Source organism: Pseudomonas sp. GM_Psu_1 (assembly GCF_026544185.1).
Lineage (GTDB): Bacteria > Pseudomonadota > Gammaproteobacteria > Pseudomonadales > Pseudomonadaceae > Chryseomonas > Chryseomonas oryzihabitans.
Genome location: NZ_JALNUX010000003.1, coordinates 67,067 through 79,020, shown reverse-complemented (window position 1 = coordinate 79,020; position 11,954 = coordinate 67,067). Strand labels below are relative to the sequence as shown.

Below are 11,954 nucleotides of genomic sequence, written 5' to 3'. Positions count from 1 at the left end.
CGGCCCCGTTGGCTGGAAAGTGCGGAAAGTATGGGCGAAAGCCCGTGGCAGCGGCAAACCGCCCTCATCCGACCACGGGTCGCCGCCGGTGATCCGCAGCGGCCCGGCTTGGCCTATGCTGGCACCATGACGCCCTTCGCCGAGCTGCACGCCCTGCCCCGCCGCCTGAGCCAGCCCCAGGTGCGCGATCTCGCCTGGACCCTGGTCGCGCCGCCCTTGCTGGAGGCCGCCGACACCCGTCATCCGCTGGCCGCCAGCGACTGGGCGACCCACCCCGAACGTCTGGCCGACTGGCTGCGGCAACAGGACGCGGCCCCCGCGGCCCTGGCGACCTGGCTCGCCCAGGGCAGCGATCGCCGCCTGGGGCGCCAGTACGAAAGACTCTGGCAATTCGCCCTGGAGCGCGCGCCGGGGCTGAGGTTGCGCGCGGCCAACCTGCCCTTGCGCGACGGTGACCGTACCCTGGGTGAACTGGACCTGCTGGTGGAAGACGCCGAGGGGGTCCATCACCTGGAACTGGCGGTGAAGTTCTACCTGGGCGAAGGCCCGGCGGACGCGCCCCGCTGGCTGGGCCCCGGCGGCGAAGACCAGCTGGCGCGCAAGCTCGCCCATCTGCGCCAGCGCCAGTTGCCGCTGTCGGCCACGCCCCTGGCCCGGGCCAGCCTGGCGGCGCTGGACATCGCCCCGCCGCGGGCGGCGCTGTGGTTGGGCGGCTATCTGTTCCAGCCGCTCGATCGCCCCCTGCCCTGGCCGGCGGACGCCCTGCCATCCCGACAACCCCAGCTGTGGTGCGCGCGCGGGCAACTGCCGGAGGGTCCCTGGGAGGTGCTGCCCAAGGGCCACTGGCTGGCACCCGCAGTGGCCGACACGCCCTGCCTGCCGCTGCCGGACGGCGAGCCGATCTGGCCGCAATTGCTGGTGCGGCGCGATGCACGCGGCGACGAGGATGCCCGGCTGTTCCTGGTGCCTGGGGGTTGGCCGCTTCAGCCGCCGACCCACTTCGCCAGCTGAGGCTCCAGCGCGCGGCGGCCCTGGAGGCCCCCGCTGTGGATCAGCACCAGGCGACTGCCCGGGGCCAGCGCGCCGCCCTCGATTGCCTGGCGCAGGGCCAGCCAGAGCTTGCCGGTATAGAGCGGCTCCAGGGCAATCCCGGTCTGCGCCTCGAACTCCGCCATGGCCCGGGCCACTTCGCCATCGAGGCGGCCGAAGCCACCGCGGCTGGCGTCCAGCAGGCGCCAGTTCGGGGCCATGTGCTGGGCGAGCAACCGGTCGAGGTTGGCTTCGACGCCGTGCCCGGATGGCACCGCCAGGCCGCCCACCACCTGCCAGGCGGGATCGGCGGCGCGGATCACCCCGGCCAGGGTGGTGCCGGTGCCGGCGGCCAGCCAGACTTGCTGGCAATCGGGCCAGTCCAGGGCGGCGAGGCCCTGGCGCAACTCCGTGACGATGGCCGCGCAGGCCGCGGCGGCCTGCTCGTCGCAGCCCCCTCGGGAATGGGCAGCAACCCGGGATAGCGCGCCTGCCAGGGCTGCCAGAAGTCGGCGTCATGGCGACGGCGATAGCCGCCATAGCCGAGCCAGTGCAGGGTCATGCCCTGGGCCTGCAGATCCTGGACGGTGGGCGTCAGACAGGGCTCGCCGCGCAGCAGGCCGACAGTGGCGAAGCCGTCTTCCCGACCCAGGGCGGCCAGCGCATGCAGATGATTGGAGTGGGCACCGCCGAGACTGATGAGCCCACGGCCCTCGCCCCGGGCCAGGCGTTCGCGCCAGGGCCGCAGCTTGTAGCCCTTGTTGCCGTTATGCGCGGCCGGGCGCTGATCCAGGCGCAGCACCGCCAGGCGCAGGTCGCGCGGCGCCAGGGCGGCGAGCTGCACCTCCTGCAGCGCGGCGGGTGGGAGAGATGTCATCCGCCGGGGATTCAGAGATTGGCGACGTCGCCATCGCTGTCATCGCCGCGGTGCTCGGCGCACAGCGTCGAGCGCAGCGGATCGAACTGGGCGGGATGCTCGACCCGCACCACCGGCCGCCCGCAGCGCTCGCCCTCCACCTCGGCCTGGCACACCGGCTGCTGGTGATGCTCCAGCCAGCGCTGGTATTGCTCGCGGCTGACCTTGCAGTGCTCGGCGACATAGCCCAGGGGATCGGCGCTGAACCGCGGCACGTCCTGGCGGCTGAGGATCAGATGCCCCGCCCCCGGCTGGAAGGTGACGAACAGGATGCCCTGGCGCGCCAGGCGCTCCAGCTGGCCTTCGTTGCTGTCGCCGATCAGCTGGGCGCAGCGCTCGCGCAGCTGGCGGATGTCCTCCTGCAACTGGCCGTCCAGCTCGTCGCGGTACTTGAGTTCCACCTCGCGGATGGTCAGCTGATTCTTCAGCTCGCCCACCGCGGCGGCCACCCGGGCTTCGCTTTCGGCTTCGGACTGGATGCGCAGCGCCTCGATCTTGTAAAGGGCATTGCGCTCCAGGGTGCGCATCTGTTCGTTGAGTTCCTCGCGCTCCTGGCGGGCCAGGTCGTGCTGTTGCTCCAGGTGCTGGGCCAGGGCGGCGTAGCGCACCTCCAGCTCGGCCTTGGCGGCGCGCGCCTCGTCGGCATCGCGCTGCAGGCGGGCCAGGTCTTCCTGGTGCTGGCGGGTCAGGGTCAGCAGACGGGTGCGCTGGCCGGCGATCAGCTTGTCCAGCGCCTCCTGGTGTTCCTGGGCGAGGATGCGGCGGACCCGTTCGAGACGGGCCTCGACATCGATGCCGTCGGCGGCACTGGGATGATATTCCCCGGCCAGTTCCACCTCGCCATCGCGCGGCGCGACCAGACCCAGGCAGTCGCGGATCGCCTGCCAGTCGTCATGCTCGGCCTCGCTGCGCGGATCCCAGAGATCGCCCTGGTGCCAGGAGATCGGGCAGTGGCTGCGACTGGCCAGACGGATCGGCCCGGCGCCCAGGTCGGGACCGACATCGCCGCGCTCGGCCAGCTCCGTAAGCGGCAGGTCCCACTCCGGCAGCGGACTGCCCTGTGCATCGAAGGCCAGCAGGAAAAACACCGCGGCCTTGACCCGGCGGTGGTCGTCCAGCAGCAGATAGACGAAGCGATGGCGCCGTCCGGCGCAGTCGAGCAGCGTCTGGTCGCCCTGCCAGAGCGCCTGGAAATCGGGAAACAGCAAGGCGCGATTCACACCCTGGTCGCCGAACCCCAGCACCACCGGGGTCAGTACCGCCTCTTCGTTCAACGTCTCTGCCATCTCTCGCCGCGTGCTCTGTCGATCCCACATGAATACCGAGGCCGGCATCTCGCCAATTGGCGACCGGACCTGCATCCGCGCGCCGACCTCGGGCGGCGACGCGCTTGATCCGCGTCGCCGCCCGACTGCTCCAACGCGCCGGGCCCCCACCCGACGCATCAGGACGGCAGCTTAGCCAATCCTGGTCGGCGGGATGGAAGAGAGGCCAGACATTGGGACGAGGGTCGGTCCGGAACCGATGTTATGCGGAGTGGATCACAGAAATCATCCCTGATTGCAACGAAGAGTTACAGCTCGGCGGCAAGGCGAGTGGCCTGATCGATGGCGCGCTTGGCATCGAGTTCGGCGGCGACATCCGCGCCCCCGACCCGATGCACCGCCATGCCGGCGCCGAGCAGTTCGTCTTCCAGCTCACGCAGGGACTCCTGGCCGGCGCAGAGCACGACGTTGTCGACGTCCAGCACCTGCTCGCCGCCATCGGGCAGGCGCAGGTGCAGACCGGCATCGTCGATGCCCAGGTATTCCACCCCGCCAATGGCCTTGACGCCGCGCTGCTGCAGGCGCGCGCGGTGGATCCAGCCGGTGGTCTTGCCCAGGCCCTTGCCGGGCTTGCCCGGCTTGCGCTGCAGTAGCCAGACCTCGCGCGGCACCGCCGGCGGCGCGGCCGGGGCCAGGCCGCCACGGCTGCTGAAGCTGGGGTCTATGCCCCACTCTCGGTAGAAGGCGGTGATGGGCTCCACCTCCTGGTGGCCATGGGTGAGGAAATCCGCCACGTCGAAGCCGATGCCACCGGCGCCGATCAGGGCGACCCGTCGGCCTACCGGCTTGCGCTCCAGCAGGACGTCCAGATAACCCAGCACCTTGGGATGGTCGACTCCCGGAATGGGCGGCACCCGCGGCGTCACCCCGGTGGCCAGGATCACCGCGGCGAAGCCCTCGACCTGCAACTCGCCGGCGCTGACGCGATGGTTGAGGCGGACATCCACCCCCAGTCGCTCCAGGCGCCGCTGGAAATACCTCAGGGTCTCGCCGAATTCTTCCTTGCCCGGAATGCGCCGGGCGACGTTGAACTGGCCACCGATCCGCTCGCTGGCTTCGAACAGCACTACCTTATGGCCGCGCTCGGCCAGGGTGCAGGCGGCGGCCAGGCCCGCCGGTCCGGCGCCGACCACGGCGAAGCTGCGGACCTCGGCGACAGGCAGGATCCGCAACTCGGTCTCGTGGCAGGCGCGCGGATTGACCAGGCAGCTGGTCAGCTTGCCGGCGAAGGTATGGTCCAGGCAGGCCTGGTTGCAGGCGATGCAGGTGTTGATCTCGTCGGCGCGGCCGGCGGCGGCCTTGGCGACGAAATCCGGATCGGCCAGCAGCGGGCGGGCCATGGACACCAGGTCGGCCTGGCCAGCAGCGAGGATGGCCTCGGCCACCTCGGGGGTGTTGATGCGGTTGGTGGCGATCAGCGGCACCCGCACCCGGCCCTTGAGCTGGGCGGTGACGGCGGCAAAGGCGCCGCGTGGCACCAGGGTGGCGATGGTGGGGATGCGCGCCTCGTGCCAGCCGATGCCGGTGTTGATCAGGCTGACCCCGGCGGCTTCCAGCCAGAGCGCCAGCTGCAGGCATTCCTCGGGGGTGCTGCCCTGCTCCACCAGGTCCAGCAGCGAGAGACGGAAGATGATCAGGAAATCCGGACCGGTCGCGGCGCGGATGCCTTCGACGATGGCCAGCGGCAAGCGGCAGCGCTGGGCGAAGTCGCCGCCCCAGCGATCCGTGCGGTGATTGGTCCGCGCGGCGATGAACTGGTTGATGAAGTAGCCTTCGGAACCCATCACCTCGACGCCGTCGTAACCGGCCTGTTGCGCCAGGGTGGCGCAGCGGATGAAGGCGGCGATCTGCCCCTCCACCTCGGCCTCGTCCAGTTCGCGCGGGGTGAAGGGATTGATCGGTGCCTGCAGCGCCGAGGGCGCCACCAGCTGGGGGTTATAGGCATAGCGCCCGGCGTGCAGGATCTGCAGGCAGATACGGCCGCCGGCGGCGTGCACCGCACTCGTTACCGGCCGATGATGCTCGGCTTCCTCGGGGGTGGTCAGCTTGGCCGCGCCCTTGGCCACGGCACCCTCTTCGTTCGGCGCGATGCCGCCGGTGACGATCAGCCCCACCCCGCCCCGTGCCCGCTCGGCGAAAAAGGCCGCCATCCGCGCGAAACCGCCGGGCCGCTCTTCCAGCCCCGTGTGCATGGACCCCATCACCACGCGATTGCGCAACATGATCGACCCCACGGGCAGAGGTTCGAGCAGATGCGGATAGCTTTCCAAAGGGGTGGTATTACGGGGGGCAAGCTCGATCATGGCGGTCTCCGGTGGTTGGCCTTTCTGGGAAAGCCTGGCGCCACGATAGGAGGAGCGCGCCCCCGTCTCAATCACCGGAAATGACAACCTCTTTACCCAAATGCACAGCCGCCCCTTGGCAGTGGCTGTCTGGTCTCCTACCCTGAGCACCTTTATCCCGCCCGGCCCAGGAGGCCGGACCGCTCTGGAGTGCCGATGCGCAAGCTCGTGTTCCTGGTGCTGATCGCCCTGTTCGCCGTACTGGCGGGCTGGGTGGCCCAGCGGCCAGCCTTCCATTACCTGTCGGATCTGCGCAGCAGCCTGGCCGTGGACCTGACCACCACGCCGGCGGCCGCCACCACCGGCAACCTGCTGGGGATCGAGCCCGAGCTGATCGCCCTGGACTACGGCAATCCCGAGCGACTGCGCCTCAAGCTCGATGCCTATCTGGCCAATGCGCGGCGCCTGGGCCTGATCGGCGCCCAGACCATCGTGGTACTGCCCGAACACCTGGGCACTCCGCTGGCGCTGATGGGCGAGAAACCCGAGGTCTATGCCGCCGCCCGCAGCGAAGACGCCATCCAGTGGCTGCTGCTGGGCAATCCGCTGCGCGTGGCCCGCGCCTGGTTCCAGGCCGAGGGTGACCGGCGCCTGGCCGACAGCCTGTTGCGCATGAAGGCCTGGGACATGGCCAGCGCCTATCAGCAACTCTTCGGCGGACTCGCCCGCCAGTACGGTGTCACCCTGGTGGCCGGCTCCATCGTGCTGCCAGGTCCGACCCTGGTCGACGGCGAATTGCAGGTGGGCACGGGACCGCTGCGCAATGTCACCCTGGTCTTCGGACCCGATGGCAAGGTGCTCGGCCAGCCGCTGGTGCGGCCCCTGACAGCCCGGGAACGCGGCGACGATCTCAGTCCGCCCCTGCTGCGGCTGCAGACGCCGCTGGGCCGTCTGGGCGTCATCCAGGGCAGCGACACCGGTCGCGCCGGGGTGCTCGACGATCCCCAGGTGGAACTGCTGGCGATCCCCGCCCTCGCCTCGGGCGCCACCCCGGCACCGGCGCCCTTCGATGTGCAGCGTCTGCGCGCCGCCGGCATTCGCGCCGCGCTGGAAGTGCAGTTGCGCGGACGGCTCTGGGAATGGCACGCCGGCGGCGGCAGCCGGGCCTTCACCCCAGACGCTGAAGCCGCCACCGATCCTGCCCGGGCCGGCAGCAAGCTGATCAACCTGCGGCTATGAGCGCGCCGGCGCTGCGCCTTGGCGATCTCTCCACCGGCTTCGTGCTGGCGCTGGCGGCGGCCGTCGACCAGCGGGGCGCCGATGCCGCCGGCCTGCTGGCGCGCTTCGGCCTGAGCGCGGCGCGGCTGGCCGAACCCGGCGGACGGCTGTCGATTCCCCATTACATGCGCCTGGGCCACGCCGCCCTGGAGCTGACCGGCGATCCGGCACTGGGCTTGGCCATGGGTCGGACGATGCGCCCGGCCTTTCTCGGTCTCGCCGGCGTAACCGTGGGCCAGGCGCCGGACGTGCGCCACGCCGCCGAGACGCTGCTCAGGCTGGAGCCGCTCTATGGCCGCAACTACCGGGGTCGGTCGCGCTATGCCGCCCAGGGTCGCGACGCCTGGCTGCACTTCTATAGCATCAGCCCCTACAACGCCTACAACCGCTTCGTGGTGGACGCGGTGCTGAGCGCCTGGCTGGCGTTGCTGGGCACGGTGGCCGGCCAGGCGCTGCAACCGCGCCGCGTGCTCATCGAATACCCTGCCCCGGCGGACCTCGCGCCCTACGCGACCGCCTTTGGTTGCCCGGTGGAATTCGGCGCCGCGGAGAATGCCCTGTTGCTCGATGCCGCGACCCTGAGCCGGTCCGGTCCCGAACATTGCCCGGCCACCTGGCGCCAGTTGCTGGCGCTGAGCGACGCCGAGCACGGCCGGCTGACCCGCACCCGCGGACTCACCGAGCGGGTGGTCGAGGTCATGGGGCCGCTGTTGCGGCATGGCGAGCCGACCTTGGAACAGATCGCCAGCCGGCTGCGCCTGCCCTCCTGGACGCTCAGGCGCAAGCTGGCCGAGGAAGGCACCCAGTACCGCGCCCTGCTCAACCTGACCCGCCGCGACCTGGCCCTGGCCTATATCCGCGACACCGAGGCCAGTTTCGGCGAGATCGCCTACCTGCTCGGTTTCGCCTCCCCCGCCGCCTTTCAGCGCGCCTTCAAGCGCTGGACCGACCAGACCCCCGGCGACTGGCGGCGCCTGCAGCGGCAGGGCGTGGCCGGCTGAAGGGAGCATAGGCGCCGATCGTGGGTCCTAACTGCCTGATCCTTCACCAGGACTGCGCTCGCCCCATGCCCAATTTCCTGTTTGCCCTGCTACTGCTGTGCCTGGCGCTGCCGCTGCGCGCCGCCGAAACCCCCGCCCAGGCCGCGACCGGCCTCGATCCCCAACAGGCGCGCCAGGTCGCGGCCCTGTTGCAGGATCCGCAGCGGCGCCAGGAGCTGATCCTGACCCTGCAGGCCATTGCCAGCCAGCCGGCCAGCGCGGCCGCGACCAACCCGGCGCCGGCGCCGGCGAGCACGACAACCGCCGCTGCGCCGGCCACGGCCGCCACCTCGGCAGCAGGCGAAGAAAAGACGCTGGTGCCCCTGGAAGCCAATGGCCTGATCGCCCAGACGCTCAGTCGCGTCGGGCGCTGGGCCGACAACCTGGGCAGCGAACTGAATCAGGTACAGCGGGCGGTACGCAGCCTGCCGGACTGGTCGCGCGCCAGCTTCACCTCCGAAGCGGGTCGCCGGGCCCTGTTGCAGGCCCTGCTGACCCTGGCCACCCTCTTTGCCGCCGGCCTGCTCGTCGAGTGGCTGATCCGTCGAGCACTCCAGCGCCCTCGGCAACGGCTGCAGCGCCAGGCCGATCACGCCGACAGCCGCGCCCGCCGCCAGGCCCAGCAGCAGGCGGCCCAGCCGTCACCGCCTGCGGCCGCGGCACCCGCGGCCGAAGAGGCCGCCACCCGCCCGGCCGAACCCGCGGTGGCCCTGGTCATGACCCAGCGCGACGGCGTGGATCAGCTCGAAGAGGTGCCCATCGCCCCGTCCGATAGCGCCGCACCGGTGCCGGATGAGCCCGCGCCCAGCTCCATCCCGGCCGACCCCGCTCCCGCCAGCCCCGCTCGACGCAGCGGCGAAGAGCACTGGACCACCCTGCGGCATCTGCCCTTCGCGCTCGGGCTGCTGGTGCTGGAAGTACTGCCGCTGCTGGCCTTCTGGGCCATGGCGGCGCTGCTCATCCACTATCTGGTGGGCTCGGATGCCAACCTGCGCGAGCTGGTCGGCGGCTTCCTCGGCGCCTACCTCACCACTCGCCTGGCGCTGATCGTCATTCGCCTCCTGATCGACCCCGCCGCCCACGGCATCCGCCTGCTCAAGGTCAAGGCGCCCCTCGCCTGCACCCTGCTGCGCTGGCTGCACGCCTTCGTCGCCCTGATCACCTTCGGCCTGGCGCTGGCCCAGGCCGCGGACATCCTCGGCGCCAACGAAGAAGGCCGCGAGGCCATCGTCAAGCTGGTCTCGCTGCTGGCCCACCTGCTGGTGGTGGGGCTGATCTTCCACGTGCGCCGGCCGGTGGCCGCGCGCATCGCCGGGCGTCAGGATGGCAGTGGTGCCCTGGCCGTGCTGCGCGCCTGGCTGGGCCAGGTCTGGGCGGTGTTCGCCGCGGTGTTCGTCATGGGCGGCTGGACCATGTGGGCGCTGGACATTGAGAACGGTCTGCCGCGGCTGATGAACTTCGTCGCGCTGTCCGCCGGCATCGTCATCCTCGGGCGGCTGGCGGCGGTGTTCCTGCTCGGCCTGCTGGGTCGGCTGTTCCAGCCGGCGGCGAGCGAAGGCGCCAGCGGCAGCGATCTGCACCTGCAGCGCTACTATCCGATGGCGCGCTGGCTGGTGGGGGTGATCGTCACCCTGATCACCGCCCTGGCGCTGTTCCAGTCCTGGGGCTGGAGCGTGCTGGACTGGTTCGGCGAGGGCAGCATCGGTCGCAACCTGCTGTCCGCCTTCCTCACCATCCTCATCGCCGCCATCATCGCCGTGGCGATCTGGGAAGGGGCCAACGCCGCGGTGAACCGGCGACTGAGCAGCTGGAGCGAACGCGGCGATACGGTGCGCGCCGCCCGGCTGCGCACCCTGCTGCCCATGCTGCGCACCGGCCTGTTCATCCTGGTCGCGCTGATCGTCGGCCTCACCGCCCTGAGCGAGCTGGGCATCAACACCACGCCGCTGCTGGCCAGCGCCAGCATCATCGGGGTGGCGCTGGGCTTCGGCTCGCAAAAGCTGGTGCAGGATTTCATCACCGGCATCTTCCTGCTGCTGGAAAACGCCATGCAGGTGGGCGACTGGGTCACCGTGGCCGGGGTCTCGGGCACCGTGGAATACCTGTCGATCCGCACCGTGCGCCTGCGCGCCGGCGACGGCTCCCTGCACATCGTGCCTTTCAGCTCGGTGTCCGCGGTCAACAACATCAACCGCGGTCTGGGCAACGCGGCCCTGCGCATCAGCGTGGGCTACGAGGAAGACATCGAGCGCGTCATCGCCGAACTCAAGGACATCGGCGCCGGCATGCGCGCCGACGATGCCTTCAAGGACCTGATCCTCGCCGATCTGGAGATCTGGGGCGTGGACGCCGTCGACGGCTCCATGGTGACCATCGCCGGCCAGATGAGATGCCTCGACAAGGGCCGCTGGGGCGTGCAGCGCGAACTCAATCGCCGCATCCTCGAACGCTTCCGCGAGCGCGGCATCGAGATCGCCAATCCGCGCGCCAGTCTGCTGCTGCCCAGCGAAGCCGGTATCGTACCCTCCACGCCCATCCCGTCACGCCCTGCGGAGTAAACCCCGTGCAGTACCGCCAAGACGCCTTCAACGGCCTGATCATCGATGCCGCCTCGCTGCCCACCGACCGCGAGGCCTTTGCCCCGGCGCTAGCGGAGTTGCTCACCAGCGCTCGGCGCGAGGGACGCAACCTGATCTGGCTGACCCTGCCCCTGGCCCTCGGCGATCTGGTGGGGGTCGCCACCGCCGCCGGCTTCGTCTTTCACAACTGCCTGGAGCAGGAGCTGACCCTGGTCTGGCGCGGCACACCCACGGCCTTCGCGCCCTTCGTGCCGACCCACAGCCTGGGCGTGGGCGGCCTGGTACTCAACGACCGCGGCGAATTGCTGGCGATCCGCGAGCGCGGCAGCCAGGGTTACAAGCTGCCGGGCGGCCATGTCGAACTGGGCGAAGACCTGGCGCCGGCGGTGGTCCGCGAAGTCTGGGAGGAAACCGGCATCCGCAGCGCCTTTCGCAGCGTGGTCGGCCTGGTGACCACCCATCCCTACCGCTTCGGCAAGTCCAATCTCTATGTGGTCTGCCGCCTCGATCCGCTGAGTGCCGAGATCGCCATCCAGGATCCGGAGGAGATCGAGGACGCCCGCTGGCTGGCGCTGCCCGAGTACCTGGCGGATCCGGGCAACAGCGCCTTCAATCGCGAACTAGTGCGCAGCCTGGCGCAGGCCGAGGGCCTGCAGACGAGTGCGCTGAACAGCGAGCGCTATCCCAAGGCCGAGGTCTTTCTCGCTCAGCCGTCGAAGGACTGATCCATGCTCTCGGCCGGATGAGCGTCGCGCGGACGCCCCACCGGACGGGCGGGAATGCCCACCACCGTAGTATGGGGCGCCACCGGGTGCAGGACCACGCTGTTGGCGCCGATCTTGGCGCCTTCGCCGATCTCCAGATTGCCGAGGATCTTGACCCCGGCACCGATCATCACCCCGCGACGCACCTTGGGATGCCGATCGCCCTGCTCCTTGCCGGTGCCGCCCAGGGTCACCTGCTGCAGGATGGAGACGTCGTCTTCCACCACCGCGGTTTCGCCGATGACGATACCGGTGCCGTGGTCGAGCATGATGCCGCGCCCCAGCCGGGCGGCCGGGTGGATGTCGATGGCCAGCAGCCGATTGCAACGCGCCTGCAGGTGCAGGGCCAGCAGCCGCTCGTCGTTGCACCAGAGGGCATGGCTCAGGCGCTGGGTCTGCAGCGCCAGGAAGCCCTTGGAGAACAGGAAGATCTCCAGCAGGCTGGCATAGGCCGGATCCCGCGCCAGCACCGCTTCCAGGTCCGCGCAGGCCGCTGCGGTCAATGCCGGCCACTCGGCATGCAGGGCGGCGAAGCGCTCGGCGAGGGCCTCGGCCTGCCCTGGATCCTCCGCCAGGGCCTCGGCGCAGCGCCGGACCAGGGCTGCTGTCAGATCCACCGGCTGCAGCAGCGCGCGCGTCAGCCCCGCGGCCAGGGCCGGGGCATCGCGACGCCCGGCCTCGGCCTGGGCGCGCAGGAGTTGCCAGAGTTCGGGAGCGGAGCGAGGCGGCATGGCGGATAGG

The 11,954-nt window shown here is 70.5% G+C and carries 8 protein-coding genes and 1 pseudogene; 5 read left to right on the top strand and 4 right to left on the bottom strand.

The features are described 5' to 3' along the window. Positions 1-30 precede the first annotated feature (30 nt). The gene (locus tag OXS31_RS05500; RefSeq protein WP_267398264.1) at positions 31-1,011 is read left to right on the top strand and encodes a DUF1853 family protein; all 981 of its coding nucleotides are present in this window, start codon (positions 31-33) and stop codon (positions 1,009-1,011) included. On the opposite strand, the pseudogene OXS31_RS05495 reads toward OXS31_RS05500, so the two are convergent. From OXS31_RS05495 to OXS31_RS05485, 3 genes and pseudogenes are all read right to left on the bottom strand, one after another. After that, positions 984-1,906: pseudogene (locus OXS31_RS05495) on the bottom strand (pyridoxal-phosphate dependent enzyme). The gene OXS31_RS05500 and the pseudogene OXS31_RS05495 sit on opposite strands and share 28 nt — an antisense overlap. Positions 1,907-1,917: 11 nt before the next feature. Beyond that, positions 1,918-3,231: a chromosome partitioning protein ParA gene (locus OXS31_RS05490; RefSeq protein ID WP_171991242.1), complete on the bottom strand. Its 1,314-nt coding sequence runs from the start codon at positions 3,229-3,231 to the stop codon at positions 1,918-1,920. A 287-nt stretch (positions 3,232-3,518) separates the two neighbouring features. Continuing rightward, positions 3,519-5,573, bottom strand: a complete 2,055-nt coding sequence (locus OXS31_RS05485; protein WP_267398263.1) for an NADPH-dependent 2,4-dienoyl-CoA reductase — start codon at positions 5,571-5,573, stop codon at positions 3,519-3,521. 195 nt (positions 5,574-5,768) lie between these two features. On the opposite strand from OXS31_RS05485, the gene OXS31_RS05480 reads away from it, so the two are divergent. From OXS31_RS05480 to OXS31_RS05465, 4 genes are all read left to right on the top strand, one after another. Continuing rightward, positions 5,769-6,791 (top strand): hypothetical protein, encoded by a 1,023-nt coding sequence (locus OXS31_RS05480; RefSeq protein WP_150338934.1) that lies wholly within the window; start codon positions 5,769-5,771, stop codon positions 6,789-6,791. Continuing rightward, on the top strand, positions 6,788-7,831 hold the full coding sequence (locus tag OXS31_RS05475; RefSeq protein ID WP_267398261.1) for an AraC family transcriptional regulator: 1,044 nt from the start codon (positions 6,788-6,790) through the stop codon (positions 7,829-7,831). Before OXS31_RS05480 ends, OXS31_RS05475 begins: the two co-directional genes overlap by 4 nt. Before the next feature lie 65 nt (positions 7,832-7,896). Next, on the top strand, positions 7,897-10,428 hold the full coding sequence (locus tag OXS31_RS05470; protein WP_267398260.1) for a mechanosensitive ion channel domain-containing protein: 2,532 nt from the start codon (positions 7,897-7,899) through the stop codon (positions 10,426-10,428). 5 nt (positions 10,429-10,433) lie between these two features. Beyond that, positions 10,434-11,174, top strand: coding sequence for an NUDIX domain-containing protein (locus OXS31_RS05465; RefSeq protein ID WP_145248034.1), 741 nt, complete (start codon positions 10,434-10,436; stop codon positions 11,172-11,174). Here OXS31_RS05465 and cysE read toward each other — a convergent pair. Beyond that, a complete protein-coding gene (gene cysE / locus OXS31_RS05460) occupies positions 11,156-11,944 on the bottom strand; it encodes a serine O-acetyltransferase (protein WP_042133412.1) in 789 nt (262 codons plus the stop codon). The genes OXS31_RS05465 and cysE overlap by 19 nt on opposite strands. Positions 11,945-11,954 lie beyond the last annotated feature (10 nt).